15 protein-coding genes and 1 tRNA gene are annotated in these 18,583 nt (G+C 74.2%); 8 read left to right on the top strand and 8 right to left on the bottom strand.

Annotation, left to right across the window (positions count from 1 at the left end; translation table 11 throughout):
- Positions 1-70: 70 nt before the first annotated feature.
- The 4 genes from ACU610_RS22315 (at position 71) to ACU610_RS22300 (ending at position 4,581) form a co-directional block, all read left to right on the top strand.
- Positions 71-144, top strand: a tRNA-Pro gene (locus tag ACU610_RS22315).
- Positions 145-246: 102 nt separating this feature from the next.
- Positions 247-1,605: a hemolysin family protein gene (locus ACU610_RS22310; RefSeq protein ID WP_446769878.1), complete on the top strand. Its 1,359-nt coding sequence runs from the start codon at positions 247-249 to the stop codon at positions 1,603-1,605.
- Positions 1,602-2,690: a hemolysin family protein gene (locus ACU610_RS22305; protein ID WP_446769877.1), complete on the top strand. Its 1,089-nt coding sequence runs from the start codon at positions 1,602-1,604 to the stop codon at positions 2,688-2,690. Before ACU610_RS22310 ends, ACU610_RS22305 begins: the two co-directional genes overlap by 4 nt.
- A gap of 82 nt (positions 2,691-2,772) precedes the next feature.
- Entirely contained in the window at positions 2,773-4,581 is a 1,809-nt protein-coding gene (locus ACU610_RS22300; RefSeq protein WP_446769876.1) for a prolyl oligopeptidase family serine peptidase, read from the top strand.
- Between the two features lie 15 nt (positions 4,582-4,596).
- On the opposite strand, the gene ACU610_RS22295 is transcribed toward ACU610_RS22300, so the two are convergent.
- Positions 4,597-5,655, bottom strand: a complete 1,059-nt coding sequence (locus ACU610_RS22295) for an aspartate-semialdehyde dehydrogenase (protein ID WP_446769875.1) — start codon at positions 5,653-5,655, stop codon at positions 4,597-4,599.
- Complete coding sequence (locus tag ACU610_RS22290; protein WP_446769874.1) at positions 5,652-6,920, bottom strand: aspartate kinase; 1,269 nt, start codon at positions 6,918-6,920, stop codon at positions 5,652-5,654. Before ACU610_RS22290 ends, ACU610_RS22295 begins: the two co-directional genes overlap by 4 nt.
- 74 nt (positions 6,921-6,994) lie before the next feature.
- Here ACU610_RS22290 and ACU610_RS22285 point away from each other — a divergent pair, with 74 nt between their 5' ends.
- The 4 genes from ACU610_RS22285 (at position 6,995) to ACU610_RS22270 (ending at position 12,182) form a co-directional block, all read left to right on the top strand.
- Entirely contained in the window at positions 6,995-8,587 is a 1,593-nt protein-coding gene (locus tag ACU610_RS22285) for a phospholipase D family protein (RefSeq protein WP_446769873.1), read from the top strand.
- Between the two features lie 271 nt (positions 8,588-8,858).
- Complete coding sequence (locus ACU610_RS22280) at positions 8,859-9,392, top strand: helix-turn-helix transcriptional regulator (RefSeq protein WP_446769872.1); 534 nt, start codon at positions 8,859-8,861, stop codon at positions 9,390-9,392.
- Between the two features lie 275 nt (positions 9,393-9,667).
- A complete protein-coding gene (leuA, locus tag ACU610_RS22275) occupies positions 9,668-11,413 on the top strand; it encodes a 2-isopropylmalate synthase (protein ID WP_446769871.1) in 1,746 nt (581 codons plus the stop codon).
- A 31-nt stretch (positions 11,414-11,444) separates the two neighbouring features.
- Positions 11,445-12,182, top strand: a complete 738-nt coding sequence (locus ACU610_RS22270; RefSeq protein ID WP_446769870.1) for a VOC family protein — start codon at positions 11,445-11,447, stop codon at positions 12,180-12,182.
- Between the two features lie 15 nt (positions 12,183-12,197).
- On the opposite strand, the gene mnhG is transcribed toward ACU610_RS22270, so the two are convergent.
- From mnhG to ACU610_RS22240, 6 genes are read right to left on the bottom strand one after another with little or no spacing between them, the layout of a single operon-like run.
- Positions 12,198-12,596: a monovalent cation/H(+) antiporter subunit G gene (gene mnhG / locus ACU610_RS22265; RefSeq protein WP_446769869.1), complete on the bottom strand. Its 399-nt coding sequence runs from the start codon at positions 12,594-12,596 to the stop codon at positions 12,198-12,200.
- Entirely contained in the window at positions 12,593-12,922 is a 330-nt protein-coding gene (locus ACU610_RS22260; protein ID WP_446769868.1) for a monovalent cation/H+ antiporter complex subunit F, read from the bottom strand. The genes mnhG and ACU610_RS22260 overlap by 4 nt, the downstream gene beginning before the upstream one ends.
- Positions 12,919-13,485 (bottom strand): Na+/H+ antiporter subunit E, encoded by a 567-nt coding sequence (locus tag ACU610_RS22255; protein ID WP_446769867.1) that lies wholly within the window; start codon positions 13,483-13,485, stop codon positions 12,919-12,921. The genes ACU610_RS22260 and ACU610_RS22255 overlap by 4 nt, the downstream gene beginning before the upstream one ends.
- Positions 13,482-15,188, bottom strand: coding sequence for a Na+/H+ antiporter subunit D (locus ACU610_RS22250; RefSeq protein ID WP_446769866.1), 1,707 nt, complete (start codon positions 15,186-15,188; stop codon positions 13,482-13,484). The genes ACU610_RS22255 and ACU610_RS22250 overlap by 4 nt, the downstream gene beginning before the upstream one ends.
- On the bottom strand, positions 15,185-15,676 hold the full coding sequence (locus ACU610_RS22245; protein ID WP_446769865.1) for a Na(+)/H(+) antiporter subunit C: 492 nt from the start codon (positions 15,674-15,676) through the stop codon (positions 15,185-15,187). The genes ACU610_RS22250 and ACU610_RS22245 overlap by 4 nt, the downstream gene beginning before the upstream one ends.
- The gene (locus tag ACU610_RS22240; protein ID WP_446769864.1) at positions 15,673-18,549 is read right to left on the bottom strand and encodes a Na+/H+ antiporter subunit A; all 2,877 of its coding nucleotides are present in this window, start codon (positions 18,547-18,549) and stop codon (positions 15,673-15,675) included. Before ACU610_RS22240 ends, ACU610_RS22245 begins: the two co-directional genes overlap by 4 nt.
- Positions 18,550-18,583 lie beyond the last annotated feature (34 nt).

Below are 18,583 nucleotides of genomic sequence, written 5' to 3'. Positions count from 1 at the left end.
GGAGGAGGGGGTCCTTCCCCCTGCGGAGGGGCCGCGGGGAGCGGGACGGTACAGTGGTCGCCGCACGCCTCGGGGTGTGGCGCAGCTTGGTAGCGCGCGTCGTTCGGGACGACGAGGTCGCAGGTTCAAATCCTGTCACCCCGACACTGCTCAGGGGCCGCCGCGAGGCGGCCCCTGAGTCGTCCCGGGGGTCGGTGCGCCGCGTCATGGGTTGGCGATGGCCGCATCCGGGCACCGTGCCCCCCGATGACCGAGTGGTTGCTCCTCCTCGCCGCCGTGCTCCTCACGGCACTGACGGGCTTCTTCGTGGCCGCCGAGTTCTCCCTGACCACGGTCGACCGCGGGCGGGCCGAGCAGGCCGCGGCGTCCGGGGACCGCGGGGCCCGCGGGGTCCTCGCGGCACTGCGCACCCTGTCCACCCAGCTCTCCGCCGCCCAGCTGGGCATCACGATCACCACGCTCGTCGTCGGCTACCTCGCCGAGCCCGCGCTGGGCCACCTGCTGCGCGGCCCGCTGGAGGCGGCCGGCCTGCCCTCGGGGTGGGTCACCGGCCTCTCCTACGGCCTGGCGCTGGCCCTGGCCACCACGCTGCAGATGCTGCTCGGCGAGCTGGGGCCCAAGAACCTGGCCATCGCCCGACCGCTGCCGGTCGCGGCCGCGGTGGCCCCGGGGATGCGCGCCTTCACCCGGGTCACCGGCGTCGTCGTGCACGCGCTGCAGGCCCTGGCCAACGCGATCGTCCGGCGGCTGGGCTTCGAGCCCCGCGAGGAGCTGGAGTCCGCGCGGGGCGCCGACGAGCTGGCCGCGGTGGCCCGCCGGTCGGCCGAGGAGGGCGACCTCTCGCCGCGGGCGGCCCGGCTGCTGGAGCGCTCGCTGGCGCTGCGTGACAAGGTCGCCGCCGACGTGATGACCCCGCGCACGCAGATGTGGGCGCTGCGCGCCGACGCCACGGCCGCCGACGTCCTCGCCGCGGCCGTGGTCTCGGGTTCCTCCCGCTTCCCGCTCTACGGCGCCGGCCTCGACGAGGTCACCGGGCTGGTGCACGTCAAGCACGCCGTCGGCGTCCCCGAGGACCGCCGGGACGTCGTCCCCGCCGAGGCGCTGGCCGTGCCGATCCTCACGGTCCCGTCGCTGCTGCGGGTCGAGCGGCTGCTCGACCTGCTGCGTGAGGAGGGCCTGCAGATGGCCCTGGTCGTCGACGAGTGGGGCGCCACGCACGGCATCGTGACGCTGGAGGACATCGTGGAGGAGGTCGTCGGCGAGATCGCCGACGAGAGCGACCGCCCGCTGCGGCTGCTGCGCCGGGTCGACGAGCGGACCTGGCTGCTGTCGGGGCTGCTGCGGCCCGACGAGGTCCGTGAACGCACCGGCGTCCCGGTGCCCGAGGGCCGCTACGAGACGCTCGGCGGCTACCTGGCCGAGCAGCTGCAACGGCTGCCCGAGGTCGGGGACACGGTGCCCGTCGACAGCGGGGAGCTGACCGTGGAGACCCTCGAGGGGCGGCGCGTGGCCCGGGTGCGGGCCCGCATGCGCGAGGGGTACGCGTCCGGGGCGACCGCCGTCCGGCTCGTGGAGACCGAGACCGAGAAGGAGCCCGCGGCGTGACCGACGTCCTCAGCCTGCTGGTGCTGGTGGCGCTGCTGCTGGGCAACGCCTTCTTCGTGGCCGCGGAGTTCGCGCTGGTCACCGCCCGGCCCGACCAGCTGGAGCCGCGGGCGGCGGCCGGCTCGACGCGGGCCCGCAAGACCATCCGGGCGATGCGCAACGTGTCCTCGATGATGGCCGGCGCCCAGCTGGGCATCACGCTGTGCTCGCTGGGCCTGGGCGCGGTCGGCGAGCCCGCGGTGGCGCACCTGATCGAGGCGCCGATGGCCGCCCTCGGCGTCCCCGAGGGGCTGCTGCACCCGATCGCGCTGGTCATCGCGCTCTCGCTCGTGACCGTGCTGCACATGGTGCTCGGCGAGATGGTGCCCAAGAACATCACCATCGCCGGGCCCGACCGCGCCGCGCTGCTGCTCGGCCCGCCGCTGGCGGCGTTCGTCCGGCTGCTCGGTCCGGTGATCCGGCTGTTCAACGCCGCGGCGAACGGGCTGGTCCGGCTGGCCGGCGTGCAGCCCACCGACGAGGTGGCGGCCAGCTTCGACGAGGCCGAGATCCGCTCGATGATCAACCAGTCGCGGCGGGAGGGCCGGCTGGGCAGCGAGGTCGGCGAGCTGGCCGCCGGGGCGCTGACCTTCGACCGGGACGAGCTGGAGTCCGTGCTGCTGCCCCTCGACCGGCTGGTCACCGTCCCGCGCCCGACGACGCCCCGGCAGCTGGAGGCGGTCGTCGCCGAGCACGGCTTCAGCCGCTACCCGGTCCGGGACGGCGACGGCGCGCTGCTGGGCTTCGTGCACGTCAAGGACGTGCTCGGCGTGGACGCCGCGGCCCGCGACCGGCCGATCGCCGACGAGCACGTCATCCCCTTCATCCCCCTGCAGCCCGGCGCCGCCCTGCCCGACGTGCTCACGGCGATGCGCGACTCCGGCGCGCACCTGGGGCGGGTGGTGGACGGTGAGCGCACCCTCGGCCTGGTCGCGCTGGAGGACGTGCTGGAGCGGCTCATCGGCGACATCCGCGACGCCGCCGCGGAGACCTCCCGCCGGCTCGAGGACCCTGCCCGGAGCGGGGCCGGGGCCGGGGGAAGATGAGCCGGCGAGCGAGCGTGCGAGCTCGCCCACGGACACAGCACCGCTGCGGGAACGCGGCGACGAGCGCCAGCGAGGAGCCTGCGTGACCGCCGAGCCGACCGCCCCCGCCCTCTCCCCCGAGGTCACCGCCCGCTGGCAGGCCCGCTTCCGCGCGCCCCGGGTGAGCCTGCCCGACTGGGCGCTGGAGGCCCCGCACCGCAACCTGTACTCCTCCGATGTCAGCGGCGTCGTCGAGCAGTACGCGTGGGACCGCACCACCGACGTCCACCGGCAGGCGACCGACCGGGCCAACGGCACGCTGATCGGCACGCTGAGCCCGGACGGCGAGACGATCTGGTGGTTCGCCGACACCGACGGCGACGAGTTCGGCGTCTGGATGACCCAGCCCTTCGCCGGCGGGGACGACCGCGTCGCCGTCCCCGAGGTGGGGCCGGCCTACCCGGCGGGTCTGGAGGTCGGCCACCGGCTGGTGGCGATGGGCCGCTCGACGGACGACGGCTCCGAGCTGTGGCTGGCGCCGTCCGGCGGCCCGCCGCGGGTCGTCTACCGGCACGAGGACCCGGCGTTGGTCGACGCACTGAGCCACGACGAGGACCTGCTGGTCATCTCGCACTCCGAGCACGGGGACCCGCGCTACCCGGCACTGCGGGTGCTGCGCACCGACACCACCACCGAGGACGCGCCCTCGGTCGTCGCCGAGAAGTGGGACGGCGAGGGGCGCGGCCTGCACGCGCTGGGGTTCGCCCCCCTGCCCGGCGACCGGCGGCTGCTGGTCGGCCACGAGCGGCGCGGCCGCGAGGAGCTGCTGGTCTGGGACGTCGGCAGCGACACCGAGACCGAGGTCGTGCTCGACCTGCCCGGCGACGTGACCGCCGGCTGGTACCCCGACGGCTCGGCGCTGCTGGTCGGCCACGACCACGCCGCCCGCAGCGAGCTGTACCGCTACGACCTGGCCAGCGGCGCGCTGGAGCGGCTGGACACCCCGCGCGGCGTCGTCCGCGGGGCCACCGCCCGTCCGGACGGCGCGGTGGAGCTGGCCTGGTCGAACTCGCAGCGTCCGCCGGTGATCCGGCGCGCCGACGGGCCGGTGGTCCTGGCCGCGCCCGGGGAGGAGCCGCCGGCCGCCTACCCCGTGGAGGACCGCTGGGTGCCCGGGCCCGGCGGCGACATCCACGCCCTGGTGGTGCGCCCGGCCGGACCGGCACCGTACGCGACGGCGTTCCTGGTGCACGGCGGCCCGGAGGCGGCCGACGACGACTCCTACCGCGCCCGCCGCGCCGCCTACGTCGACGCCGGGTACGCCGTCGTGCACGTCAACTACCGCGGCTCGACCGGCTACGGCAGCGCCTGGCGTGACGCGCTCACCGGCCGTCCGGGGCTCACCGAGCTCGAGGACGTCGCCGCCGTCCACGACGCGCTTGTCGAGGAGGGGTTCCTCGACCCGTCGCGGGCGCTGATCTCGGGCGGGTCGTGGGGCGGGTTCCTCACCCTGCTCGGCCTGGGCACCCAGCCGGAGCGCTGGGCCGCCGGGATCGCCGAGGTGCCGGTGGCCGACTACCTGGCCGCCTACGAGGACGAGATGGAGGGCCTGCGGGCCTACGACCGGGCGCTGTTCGGCGGGTCACCGGACGAGGTGCGCGACGTCTACGTGCGCTCCTCGCCGATCACCTACGCGCAGGCGCTCGCCGCGCCGGTGCTCGTCGTCGCCGGCGCCAACGACCCGCGCTGCCCGATCCGGCAGATCGACAACTACCTGGCACGCCTGGTGGAGCTCGGCAAGCCGCACGAGGTGTACCGCTTCGACGCCGGCCACGGCTCGCTGGTGATCGAGGAGACCATCCGGCAGGTGGAGGTCGCCCTGGACTTCGCGCTGCGCCACGTCAAGCCGTAGGTGGGTGGTCGGCTCTCAGGCCGTGCGGTCGGCCAGGATCAACTCGGCGATCTGGACGGTGTTGAGGGCGGCGCCCTTGCGCAGGTTGTCGTTGCTGACGAACAGCGCCAGCCCGCGGTCGCCGTCGACACCCGGGTCCTGCCGGATGCGGCCGACGTAGCTCGGGTCGCGGCCGGCCGCCTGCAGCGGCGTGGGGACGGCGGTGAGCTCCACGCCGGGCGCGGAGGACAGCAGCTCGGTGGCCCGCTCGACGGTGAGCGGCCGGGCGAACTCGACGTTGAGCGACAGCGAGTGCCCGGTGAAGACCGGCACGCGCACGCAGGTGCCCGACACCCGCAGGTCGGGGATGTCGAGGATCTTGCGGCTCTCGTTGCGGAGCTTCTGCTCCTCGTCGGTCTCGAACGTGCCGTCGTCGACCAGCGACCCGGCCATCGGCAGCACGTTGAAGGCGATCGGCTTGACGTACTTCGCCGGCTCCGGAAAGGGGACCGCCGAGCCGTCGTGGGTGAGTTCGGCCGCCTTGTCGACGACCGTCTTGACCTGGGTGTCGAGCTCCTCGACGCCGGCCAGGCCGCTGCCGGAGACCGCCTGGTAGGTGCTGGCCACGATGCGGACCAGCTGCGCCTCGTCGTGCAGCGGCTTGAGCACCGGCATCGCGGCCATCGTGGTGCAGTTCGGGTTGGCGACGATCCCCTTGGGGATCGACGCCAGCGCGTGCGGGTTCACCTCGCTGACGACCAGCGGGACGTCGGGGTCGCGGCGCCAGGCCGAGCTGTTGTCGATGACCGTCACGCCGGCCTCGGCGAACCGCGGCGCCTGCACCCGCGAGGTCGACGCACCGGCCGAGAAGATCGCGATGTCCAGACCGGTGGGGTCGGCGGTCGCGGCGTCCTCGACGGTGATCTCGCCGTCCCCCCACGGGAGGGTGCTGCCCGCGGAGCGGGCGGAGGCGAAGAAGCGCAGCTCGGCGAGGGGGAAGCCCCGCTCGGCGAGGAGCTGTCGCACCACGCCGCCGACCTGGCCGGTGGCGCCGACGACGCCGACCCGCAGGCCGCTGTCGGTCGATCCCGTCATCGTCCCGTCCCTCCGTAGACGACCGCCTCCGCCTCGTCGGTGCCGAGGTCGAAGGCGTCGTGCACCGCGCGGACGGCGAGGTCCACGTCGGTGTCCCGGCACACCACGGAGATGCGGATCTCCGAGGTGCTGATCAGCTCCAGGTTGACACCGGCGTCGGCCAGCGCGCCGAAGAAGCGCGCGGACACGCCCGGGTGCGAGCGCATGCCCGCGCCGACCAGCGACACCTTGCCGATGTGCTGGTCGAAGGTGACGTCGGTGTAGCCGATGGTGTGCTTGACCTTCTCCAGCGCCGCGATCGCCGCCGGCCCGTCGCTCTTGGGCAATGTGAAGGAGATGTCGGCGAGCTTGCTGGCCGCGGCCGACACGTTCTGCACGATCATGTCGACGTTGACCTCGGCCTCGGCGAGCACGCGGAACAGCTGCGCGGCCTCGCCCGGGCGGTCGGGCACCCCGAAGACGGTGATCTTGCCCTCGGAGCGGTCGTGCGCGACGCCGGTGATGATGGCCTGTTCCACCGTGAGGTCCTCCATCGAGCCGGTCACCACTGTGCCGGGGAGCTGGGAGTAGGAGCTGCGGACGTGCACCGGGATGCCGTAGCGGCGGGCGTACTCGACGCAGCGGAGCATGAGCACCTTCGCCCCGGAGGCGGCGAGCTCGAGCATCTCCTCGTACGTCACCGTGTCCAGCCGCCGGGCGTTGGGCACGATCCGCGGGTCGGCGGTGAAGACGCCGTCGACGTCCGTGTAGATCTCGCAGACGTCGGCCTGCAGCGCGGCGGCGACGGCCACGGCGGTCGTGTCGGAGCCGCCCCGGCCCAGCGTGGTGACGTCCTTGGTGTCCTGGCTGACGCCCTGGAAGCCGGCGACGATGACGATCGAGCCGTCGTCGAGGGCGTCCCGCAGCCGGCCGGGGGTGACGTCGATGATCCGCGCCTTGCCGTGGCTGGAGGTCGTGATCACCCCGGCCTGCGAGCCGGTGAACGACCGGGCCTCGTAGCCGTGGGTGTTGATTGCGATCGCCAGCAGGGCCATGGAGATGCGCTCACCCGCCGTGAGCAACATGTCCAGCTCGCGGCCGGCCGGGTTGTCGGTGATCTGCGCGGCCTGGTCGAGCAGCTCGTCGGTGGTGTCCCCCATGGCCGACACCACGACGACGACGTCGTTGCCCGCCTTCTTGGCCGCCACGATCCGCTCGGCGACGCGCTTGATGTGCGCTGCGGAGGCGACGGACGAGCCGCCGTACTTCTGGACGACGAGGGCCACGGGTCCACAGGCTACCGAGGTCCGCGGGGACGGCCGTGCTTGCGTCCCTCTAAGTAGGGCGGTGTGATCATCGGGTGGACGACGTCGAGCGCTGGTTGTTGACCGCCGAGGAGCGCGGCAACCCGGCGACGGCCCTGCCCGCCTACACCGAGGGCAACCTCGTCGAGCCGCTCGTGCACGGTGCGGCCTACTTCGACCGGCTCGTCGAGTGCGTCGAGCGCCTGGACGCCGGCGACCACCTGTTCTTCACCGACTGGCGGGGCGACCCCGACGAGCAGCTGCGCCCGGGCGGTCCGACCGTCGCCCAGCTGTTCACCGACGCGGTGCGCCGCGGCGTCTGCGTGCGCGGGCTGGTCTGGCGTTCGCACGTGGACTGGATGTCGTTCAGCGCGGAGGAGAACCGGGCGCTGGACGACGAGGTCGAGCACGGCGGCGGCGAGGTGATCCTCGACCAGCGGGTGCGCCGCGGCGGCAGCCACCACCAGAAGCTCGTCGTCCTGCGGCACGACCAGGACCCGACCCAGGACGTCGCCTTCGTCGGCGGGATCGACCTGTGCCACAGCCGCCGGGACGACGCCGAGCACCGCGGCGACCCGCAGTCGCTCGCGATGTCCGCGGCGTACGGGGAGACACCGCCGTGGCACGACGTCCAGCTGTTGCTGCGCGGGCCGACGGTCGGCGTCCTGGACACCGTCTTCCGCGAGCGCTGGGACGACCCGACCAACGCCGACTCCGGTAACCCGATCGCCTGGGTGCTCGACCGGCTGCGCCACGCACGGCTGGAGCCCGACCCGCTGCCGCCCCAGCTGCCGCCCCCGCCGCCGTGCGGTCCGCACGTGGTGCAGAACCTGCGCACCTATCCGGCGATCCGACCGCCGTACGACTTCGCACCTCGTGGCGAGCGCTCGGTGGCCCGTGGGTACTCCAAGGCGATCAAGCAGGCCCGCCGGCTGGTCTACCTGGAGGACCAGTACATGTGGTCGGCCGACGTCGCCCGGCTGTTCGCCCGGGCGCTGGCGGAGAACCCGGAGCTGCACCTGGTCGTCGTGGTGCCGCGGGTGCCCGACCAGGACGGCGCCGTCGCGGAGCGGTCGCAGTACGTCGGGCGCTGGCAGGCGCTGGAGATGTGCAAGCGGGCTGGGCGCAACCGGGTGCACGTCTTCGACGTGGAGAACCACGACGGGACGCCGGTCTACGTGCACGCCAAGGTCTGCGTGGTGGACGACGTCTGGGCCAGCGTCGGCAGCGACAACTTCAACCGACGCTCCTGGACCCACGACAGCGAGCTCTCCTCCGCCGTCCTGGACACGACCCGGGACCCGCGGGAGCCCCGCGACCCGGCCGGCGCCGGCGACGGCGCCCGCAGCTTCGCCCGCGACCTGCGCCTGGAGCTGGCGCGCGAGCACCTGGACCGGGCGGCCGACGGCAGCGAGGACGACGACCTGCTGGACCCCGACGCGTTCGTCCGGACGCTGGAGGCGTCGGCGGAGGCGCTGGACGACTGGTACGCCGGCGGACGACGCGGCCCGCGCCCGCGCGGCCGGCTGCGCGAGCACCGCCCCCCGCGGCTGTCGCTGCCCACGCGGCTGTGGGCGACGCCGGTCTACCGCCTGGTCGACGACCCCGACGGCCGCCCGCTGAGCATGCGACTGCGCAAGGCGTTCTGAACCAGCCCCACCCGCCCCCGGCCCCGCTGAGGTACAGGCGCTCCCGGCCCTTCCACCCCTGCCCCGCACTGTGGGCAGGGGTGGAAGGGCCGGCACACCAGTCCTCCCGCCTCCTCGGACGCTGCCCCGCACCGTGGGCAGGGGTGGAAGGCCCGGCGCACCAGTCCTCCCGCCTCCTCGGACGCTGCCCCGCACCGTGGGCAGGGGCTGACTGTCCACAGATGGGTGCTCGCACCCCGGGGGTCCTCGGTGCTCGTCCAGGCTGGGCGGCGTGTCCCTCGACCTCTCCGGGCTCGTCCGCCGCATCCGCCGGACGGCCGACATGTCGCAGCGGGAGCTCGCCGCACGGACAGGCCTCTCCAAGACCACGATCGCGGCCGCCGAGGCCGGCAACCGAGACCTCGGCGTCACCCGGCTGGCGCTCCTGGCGGAGGTCGCCGGTCTCCGGCTCGTCCTGCTCGATGCGGAGGGTCGCGAGGTCACCGGCATGGACCCCGGCGGCGCCCGGGATGCGACCCAGCGCCGGTTGCCCGCCCACCTGGACACCCAGCCCACCGACCAGGTCGCCGACCGGTGGGCGCACCGCCCGGACCGGCAGCAGCGTGGTTCACCTTCGGTCTCGACCGGGCCGCGCGGGACCGCCGGCGGACTCGGGCCGGGACGCCGGAGGACCACGACGTCCCCGTCCCGGGGGACTCGCCGGCCGAGCGGCGCGCCCGGCGGCAGGAGGCGGCGCGTCGGCGTGCCGCCGAGGAACGCGAGCGCCGACGCGCGACCGTCGGATGGCCGGCCGACGAGGGCCTGACCTGCACGTGTCCGTCCGAGTGCGACGAGGTCGACGACGGCTCGGGGCCGCCGAAGCACGCACCGGCCTGCCCCTGTCGCTGTGACCTCGGCTGAGTCGCTGCTACCGTGGCCCTGTGCGCGGCAGCCTCCTGCTTACCCGCCGCGGCGAGGCCCTCTCCTAGGTCGGCCCCCTCGCCGCGGAGACTCTGCCGTGACCGAGTGCGTCCCCGGCGCCGTTCGCTGACCGCCCCCACCGGAGCTGCGTCCAGCCCGCGCCCAGAGGAGCGAGAACCCGTGAGCAGGAACCTGAGCAAGAACCACCCGCACGTCCGGCACCCCCAGCAGCCGTCGGGGATGCCGATCTCCCGATACGCCCCCTTCACGCCGATCGTGCTGCCCGACCGCACGTGGCCGGAGAAGGTCACCACCCAGGCGCCGCGCTGGTGCGCCGTCGACCTGCGCGACGGCAACCAGGCGCTGATCGACCCGATGACACCCGACCGCAAGCGGCGGATGTTCGAGCTGCTGGTCCGGATGGGCTACAAGGAGATCGAGGTCGGCTTCCCGGCAGCCAGCCAGACCGACTTCGACTTCGTCCGCCAGCTCATCGAGGACGACCTGGTACCCGACGACGTCACCATCCAGGTGCTGACCCAGGCCCGCGACGAGCTGATCGAGCGCACCTTCGAGTCCCTGCGCGGCGCGAGGCAGGCGATCGTCCACCTGTACAACTCCACCTCCACGCTGCAGCGGCGGGTGGTGTTCAACTCCGACCGCGCCGGGATCGTCGACATCGCCGTCCACGGTGCGCAGCTGGTGCGCAAGCTGGCCGAGCAGATGACCGGCACGGAGATCTTCTACGAGTACTCCCCCGAGTCCTTCACCGGCACCGAGCTCGACTTCGCCGTCGAGGTCTGCAACGCGGTCACCGACGTGTGGGACCCCACCCCCGACCGGCCGACGATCATCAACCTGCCGGCGACGGTCGAGATGGCCGAGCCGACCGTCTACGCCGACCAGATCGAGTGGATGCACCGCAACCTGGGCCGGCGCGACGCCGTCGTCCTGTCGCTGCACCCGCACAACGACCGCGGCACCGCCGTCGCCGCCGCCGAGCTGGGCTACCGCGCCGGCGCCGACCGCATCGAGGGCTGCCTGTTCGGCAACGGTGAGCGCACCGGCAACGTCTGCCTGGTCACGCTGGGGCTGAACCTGTTCAGCCAGGGCATCGACCCGCAGATCGACTTCTCCGACATCGACGAGATCCGCCGCACCGTCGAGTACTGCAACCAGCTCGGTGTGCACGAGCGGCACCCCTACGGCGGCGACCTGGTCTACACCGCCTTCTCCGGCTCCCACCAGGACGCGATCAACAAGGGCCTCAAGGCGCTCGAGGCCGACGCGCAGGCCGCCGGCAAGCCGGTCCCGGAGATGCCGTGGGCGGTGCCGTACCTGCCCATCGACCCCAAGGACGTCGGCCGCACCTACGAGGCCGTCATCCGGGTGAACAGCCAGTCCGGCAAGGGCGGCGTCGCCTACATCATGAAGACCGAGAACCAGCTGGACCTGCCGCGCCGGCTGCAGATCGAGTTCAGCGCGGTCGTCCAGCGGCACACCGACGACGAGGGCGGCGAGGTGACCGCCCAGCAGATGTGGGCGGCGTTCTCGAACGAGTACCTGCCCGACGCCGACGCCCCGTGGGGCCGCTTCTCCCTGACCGGTCACCGGCACCGGGCCCACGGCGACCAGCTCGACGAGATGGTGGTCGAGCTCGTCGCCGACGGCGTCCCCATGACGATCGAGGGTCGGGGCAACGGCCCGATCGCGGCGTTCGTCGACGCGCTGCGGTCGGTGGACGTCGACGTCCGGGTGCTCGACTACGCCGAGCACGCCATGTCCGCCGGCGGCGACGCCCGCGCCGCCGCCTACGTCGAGTGCGCCGTCGGCGACCGCGTGCTGTGGGGCGTGGGCATCGACCCGAACATCGTCACGGCGTCGCTGCGCGCGGTCGTCTCGGCGGTGAACCGGGCGCAGCGGTAGCAGCAGGACCCCCTCCGCTGGAGGCCCTGCGATGCCGCAGCTCACGCCCTACCTCACCGTGCGGGACGCCCGGTCGGCGTCGGCCTGGTACGCCGAGGCGCTGGGCGCCCACGTCGTCGGCGAGCCCTACGTCATGGACGACGACCGCATCGGGCACGCCGAGCTCGACCTGGGCGGGACCAGGCTCTACCTCGCCGACGAGTACCCCGAGCTCGGGCTGGCCGCGCCCGACCCCGGCCGGGTCAGCGTGACGCTGCACCTCGCGGTGCCCGACGCCGACGCGGCGGTCGACCGGGCCGCCGCGGCCGGCGCCACCGTGGAGCGGCCGCCGTCCGACGGGCCGGGTGGGCGCACCGGCGTCGTCGTCGACCCCTTCGGCCACCGTTGGATGCTGCAGACCCCGGCGTCGGCCGACCCGGAGCCGCGCCCGCCGGTGCGCCCCGGTGACGCGGTGTACCTGACGCTGCGGGTACCCGACGGGGCCCGCGCCCGCGACTTCTACGAGTCGGTGCTCGGCTGGACGTCGGTGCCGGGGCGGGTCCCCGACGGCTGGCAGGTGGACGGCGCCGTGCCGATGGTCGGCATCGGCGGCGGGGACGGCGAGGTCGGCACCGTGCCGGTGTACGCGGTCGACGACATCGAGGTCGCCGTGGCCGCGGTCCGGACGGCGGGCGGGCAGGCCGGCGAGATCACCGACCAGACCTACGGCCGGACGGCGGAGTGCCGGGACGACCAGGGGCTGCCCTTCTGGCTCGCCCAGCTGGGCTGAGGAGGGCCCCGTCCGTCACGGGGCCGGGTAGCCCTCGGGCGGGGCGTCGCCGGGCTCGTCACCGCGGTACCGCTGGTCCTGGTGGCCGGGCCCACCGTACTCGTCGACCAGCAGCAGGTCGCGGCGCACGTGCCGACGGCGGTAGGCGACCCGGCTGATCAGGTGGGCGCTCACCGGCGCGGTGAGCAGCTGGAAGGCCGCGACGAGCAGCAGCATCCAGACGTTGGCCCAGCCGTCGAGCCGGATGGCCGCGCCGATCATGACCAGCAGCACGCCGAGCACCTGGGGCTTGGTGCCGGCGTGCATCCGGGACAGCACGTCGGGGAAGCGCACCAGGCCCAGCCCGGCGGTGAGACACAGCGCGGCGCCGGCGAGCAGGCAGCCGAAGGCCACGACGTCGGTCAGGGCCGTCACGACGAGGCCTCCCGGTCCTCGGCGGCGACCGGCAGACCGAGGTCCCGACCGTCGCCGGTGCCCGAGCGCAGCAACATCCCCCCGACGTAACGGGCCACCGACACCGAGCCGACGAAGGCCAGCAGTGCCACGACGACCAGCACCGGCACCACCGTCGGGTCCTGCGCCAGCGCCGCGTGCACCGCCAGGCCGGCAGCGATGATCACCAGGAGCGTGTCGGTGGCGACCACCCGGTCCAGCAGCGAGGGACCGCGCGCGAGCCGGACGAGGGCCAGGAGCGCTCCCCCGCCGATCATCGCGTACAGCGCGAACTGCACGATCGTCACGGCGTCGCCACCTCGTCCCGCTGCTGCCCGTCGAGGGCCGCGACGTCCGCGGCCGAGCCGAACGCCTGCACCAGACGCCGCTCCACCACCAGGACGTGCGCCCTCTTCCGCTCCACGTCCTCGAGGTCGCGCACGGGCAGCAGGTGCAGGGTCATCACCCGCTGCTCCCGGTCCAGGTCGAGCACCAGGGAGCCGGGCACGAGCGAGGTCGCCTCGGCGACCATCGTCAGCAGCAGGTCGGAGTCGGCGCGCAGCTGCACCCGCACGATCGCCGTGCTGCGCAAGCCCCCTGGACGCAGGGCCTCCCAGGCCACCTGCGCGCCGGACACGGACAGGTCGACGACGAAGTGGCCGAGGAAGGTCAGCACCGGCAGCGGCCGCACGCGGGTGCCACCGACCACGTGCGGCAACGGCAGCAGCGTCAGCACGACCAGCGCGACGAGCAGGCCGGAGAGCAGGTTCGCCCAGGACCAGGTGCCCCACAGCAGCATCCATACCAGCACCAGCCACACGATCAGCGGGCCCTGGTGGCGCAGCCGGGTGGCCGCGGGTTCGACGCTCACGGCACCTGCCCCTCCCCGAACACCGACGAGATGTACGGCGTGCGCTCGAGCAGGTCCGTGGACGCCCGGTCGGCCAGGCCGTAGAGCGGTCCGGCCAGCCCGGTGAGGGCCACGGTGAGCGCGACCAGCGCCGCGGTGGCGCCCACCATCGTCCGCGGCAGCGGGCGCAGCGCCCGGACCGCGCCCGCGGCGGGCGCGAGGCCCGGCTCGGCCGCCGTCGCCACCGCCGTGTGCCGTCGCCACGCCTCCTGCAGCGCGGTCCGCGCCGGACCGTCGGGGGACGCCGCCCCGTCCGAGGGCCCGGCACCGTCGCCGGACGCCGGCCGGTGGCGCTGGACGGCGTCGGCGGCGGCGGCCGCGGGGGTCTCCTCGGCCGGCGACTGGCTCGGGGACCGCCAGAACGCGCGGGTCCAGACCCGGGCGACCGCGAGCAGGGTGAGCAGGCTGGTGACCACCCCGCCGGCGACCAGCGTCAACGCCCCGGTGCTGCCGTCGGCGACCCCGGCCTGCAGCAGGCCGAGCTTGCCGATGAACCCCGACAGCGGCGGGATCCCGGCCAGGTTCATCGCCGGCACGAAGAACAGCACGGCCAGCAGCGGCGAACGCCGGGCCAGCCCGCCGAGCCGGTCGACCGAGGTGGTGCCGCCCTGGCGCTCGACCAGCCCCGCCACCAGGAACAGCGTGGTCTGGATGGCGATGTGGTGGGCCACGTAGAAGACCGCGCCGGCCAGACCGGCCGCCGTCCCCAGGGCGATGCCGAAGGCCATGTACCCGATGTGGCTGACCAGGGTGAACGACAGCATCCGGCGCAGGTCGCTCTGGGCGACCGCGCCGAGGATGCCCACCAGCATCGTGGCCAGCGCCGCCCACAGCAGCAGGTCGTCGAGCGCGCCGCCGGGGAACAGCAGCGTCTGGGTGCGGATGATCGCGTAGACGCCGACCTTGGTGAGCAGGCCGGCGAAGACCGCGGTGACCGGGGCGGGGGCGGTCGGGTAGCTGTCGGGGAGCCACGCCGAGAGCGGGAAGACGGCGGCCTTGATGCCGAACGCGATGAGCAGCATCGACTGCAGCAGCACCTGGGTGCCCTCGGGGAGCTCACCCAGCCGCACCGCCAGCTGCGCCATGTTGACCGTGCCGGTCGCGGCGTAGACCAGCCCGATCGCGGCGAGGAAGACCAGCGAGCTGGTCAGGCTGACCACGATGTAGGTGATGCCGCCGCGGATGCGCGCCGCCGTCCCGCCGAGGGTGAGCAGCACGTACGAGGCCATCAGCAGGATCTCGAAGCCGACGTAGAGGTTGAACAGGTCGCCGGCGAGGAAGGCGTTGCCCACGCCCGCCACCAGCACCAGGAACGTCGGGTGGAAGATCGACAGCGGCGTCTCGTCCGACCCGTCGGCCGCGCCCTGGCCGACGGCGAACACGAGGACGCCGAGCGCCACGGTCGAGGCGACCACCAGCATCAGCGCCGACAGCCGGTCGACCACCAGCACGATGCCCAGCGGTACCGGCCAGCCGCCGACGGAGATCGAGGTCGCACCGTCGGCGTCCGCCATCAGGAGCAGCACCACCGAGACGGCGAGCACCGCGCTGAGCACCGCCGTGCTGAGGGTGCGCTGGAACGCCGGGTGCCCGGAGACCAGCAGCGCGCCGGCCGCCCCCAGCAACGGCAGCAGCACCGGCAGCGGGGCGAGGACGTCGATCACCGGCTGCCACTCCCCGCGGGCAGGTCGACGTCGTCGGCCAGCTCCTCGAGGTCCCCCGGGAGGCTGTCGGCGTGGCCGGCGGCGCGGTCGTCGGGGGCCAGCTCGTCCGGGTCGAGCTCGTCGGCGTCGAGCGCCCTCCGGGCGGCGACCCGACGGTCCTCCTCGTCGGTGCCGACCGCCTCGTTGTGGGCCAGCCGCCAGGAGCGGTGGATCATCGCCAGCAGGAACGCCGCGACACCGAAGGTGATCACGATCGCGGTGAGGATCAGCGCCTGCGGCAGCGGGTCGTTCATCTCCGCCGGCTCGGAGTAGCCGAGGATCGGCGCCAGCCCCGCGGGCCCGCCGGCGGACAGCACCAGCACGTTGGTGGCGTTGCCGAGCAGCAGGAAACCCAGCAGCACGCGGGTGAGGCTGCGGTCGAGCAGGAGGTACACCCCCGCCGCGTAGAGGCCGCCGATCATCAGCGGGAGCACGATCGTGGGGGTCATCGCAGCACCACCTCCCCGGGGGCGAGTTCGACCGGGTCCTCCTGGTCCTCCTGGCGGTCGAGCTCCGCGCCCAGGCTCCGCAGCACGTCGAGGACCAGGCCGACGACGATCAGGTAGACGCCGACGTCGAAGAAGAGCGAGGTCACGAGCTTGACGTCCCCGAACACCGGCAGCGTCGTCTGCAGGATCGCCGTCTGCAGCACCCCGGCACCCAGCAGCAGCCCGGCCACACCGGTGCCGCCGGCGAAGAGGAGCCCGCCGCCGAGCAGCAGGCCCGGCGCGACCGGCGCGGCCTCGCCCAGCTCGTAGCGCCCGCCGGCCAGGTAGCGCAGCACCAGGGCCAGTCCGGCGACCAGGCCGCCGGCGAACCCGCCGCCGGGCTCGTTGTGCCCGGAGAACAGCAGGTACAGCGAGAAGACCACGATCGTGTGGAAGAGGATCCGGGTGACCACCTCGAGCACGACCGAGCGCCGCGCCGGGTCGAGCGTCGCGGTCGCGGCGAGCCAGCGGTCCCGCGGCGCCCGGCGGGGACGCTCGCGCCGCTGCGTCAGCTGGGCGCGGTCGACGCGGTCCACCCCGCCGGTGCGCCGCCGCAGGAAGACCAGGCTGGCCACGCCGGTGGCGGCGACGACCAGCAGCGAGATCTCGCCGAGGGTGTCCCAGGCACGGATGTCGACGAGCGTCACGTTCACGATGTTCTTGCCGCCGCCGAAGTCGTAGGCCGGCCCGGGCCAGGCCTCCGACACCGGCGTCGCGGTGCGGGCCGACAGCGCCACCGCGCCCACGGTGGCCATGAACGCGCCCACGGCGACGGCGATCACGCCGCGGACGGCGCGCTCGCGCGGCCGGTGCCGCTCGGTGATGTCCTTGGGCAGTTTGCGCAGCACCAGCACGAACACGACGAGGGTGAGCGTCTCGACGAGGAACTGGGTGAGCGCGAGGTCGGGGGCGCCCTGCAGCGCGAAGAGGACGGCGATGCCGTAGCCGGTGACGCCGACGACCAGCACGGCCGAGAGCCGCTGGTGGATCCGCAGGGTCAGCGCGGCGGCGGTCACCACGACGACGCCGACCACCGCCTGCACCGGGGTGTCCCAGGCCCGCCACTCGCCCGGCCACGGGGCGCGGGTGAGCAGCAGCGTCCCGGGGAGGGCGAGCACTGCCACCAGGATGGTGCCGAGGTAGGCCGGCAGGGAGCCGCGCTGGGTGGTGCCGGTGACCAGCACCGAGAGCCGGTCCACCGCCTGGACGACGTTCCAGTAGCCCTCGTCGGCCGAGGCCCCGACCGCCACCCGGCGCTGCAGGCGGTGGACCGGCTTGCGGGCGGCGAACAGCGCGGCCCCGCCGAGCAGGGTGACCGCGGAGAGCGCGAGCGCCGGCTGCAGGCCGTGCCACAGCGCCAGCTTCTCGTACTCGGGGGCCAGCAGCGGCAGCGTGTCGGCGTACTCCGTGACCAGCGGCGCGAGCAGCGGGCTGGCCGGCCCGGCGACCAGCCCGGTGAGCGCCAGGACGGCGGGCGCGGCGAGGAACAGCGCGCCGGGCGCGTGCTCGACGGCGGTCTCGGGGACGCCGGGCTTGCGGGCGAAGGCACCCCACAGGAAGCGGAGGGTGTAGGCGGCGGTGAGGACCGAGCCGAGGACCAGGCCGGTCAGCTCGAAGACGGCGGCGGCCCGCGAGGGCAGCCCGCCCTCCCACAGCGCGGTGAAGGCCGCCTCCTTGCCGACGAAGCCGAACATCGGTGGCACGCCGGCCATGGACGCCCCGGCGAGCAGCCCGACGCCGGCGAGCACGGGCAGCCGCCGGCCCAGCCCCGACAGCTTGCGGAGGTCTCGGGTGCCGGTCGCGTGGTCGACGACCCCGACGGTCAGGAACAGCGTGGACTTGAACAGCGCGTGCGCGACGGTCATCGCCAGCCCCGCGGCGGCCAGCTCGCGGCTGCCCCCACCGACCAGCACCAGGAGGAACCCCAGCTGGCTGACCGTGCCGAAGGCCAGGAGGAGCTTGAGGTCGTTCTGCCGCAGCGCGCGGTACCCGCCGAGGAGCATCGTGGCGAGGCCGAGCCCGAGCACGACCGGCCGCCACCCCGGGACGTCGGCGAAGCCGGGCGCCAGCCGGGCGACGAGGTAGATGCCGGCCTTCACCATCGCCGCGGCGTGCAGGTAGGCGCTGACCGGCGTCGGCGCCTCCATCGCGGCCGGGAGCCAGAAGTGGAAGGGGACCATCGCCGACTTGGTGACCGCCCCGACGAGCACCAGCGCCGTCCCGGTGACCATGGCGGGGCCACTGCCGGGGCCGGCGACGACCTCCGAGAGCAGGAACGAGCCGCTGGCCTGCCCGATGAGGATCAGCCCGACCAGCATGGCCAGCCCGCCGGCGGTGGTCAGGATCAGCGCCTGGGACGCGGCGCGCCGCGCGGCCAGCCGCCGTCCCGACCCCCCGATGAGGAGGAAGGAGAAGACGGTGGTGAGCTCCCAGAACACGTAGAGGAGGAAGAGGTCGTCGGCGAGGACGAGGCCGAGCATGGAGCCGGCGAAGGCGGTCAGGCAGCCGGCGAAGCGGCCGGTGCCCTCCTCGTCCGGGGCGAAGTAGCGGGCGCAGTAGACGAGCACCAGCGCCCCGATGCCGGTGACCAGCGCCGCGAAGGTCAGCGCCAGGGCGTCCAGCCGCAGGGCGACGTCCAGGTCCAGGGCGGGGATCCACGGCACCGTCTCCCGCAGCTCCTCCCCGGCGAGTACGGGGCCCAGCCGGGACAGCACCCAGCCGAAGCCGGCGGCGGGCACGAGCGCCAGGGCGAGGAAGGCCTGCCGCCCCCACCACCGCACGAGGACGGGCGCCAGCACGCCGGCGATGAGGTGGAGGAGCAGCAGTACGAGCACGTGTCTCCGGGAGTCGTTGGGCGGCTCGGGGACA

The organism is Geodermatophilus sp. URMC 61, assembly GCF_052931555.1.
Note: the sequence above shows the minus strand (reverse complement) of the source record. Positions and strands in the feature narration are given on the sequence as shown.

Excerpts from the sequence above, each read along its gene's own strand:
- ACU610_RS22310 (WP_446769878.1), top strand. The coding sequence starts at position 247 with ATGACCGAGTGGTTGCTCCTCCTCGCCGCCGTGCTCCTCACGGCACTG.
- ACU610_RS22295 (WP_446769875.1), bottom strand. The coding sequence starts at position 5,655 with ATGACGGGATCGACCGACAGCGGCCTGCGGGTCGGCGTCGTCGGCGCC.
- ACU610_RS22270 (WP_446769870.1), top strand. The coding sequence starts at position 11,445 with ATGCCGCAGCTCACGCCCTACCTCACCGTGCGGGACGCCCGGTCGGCG.
- ACU610_RS22245 (WP_446769865.1), bottom strand. The coding sequence starts at position 15,676 with ATGACCCCCACGATCGTGCTCCCGCTGATGATCGGCGGCCTCTACGCG.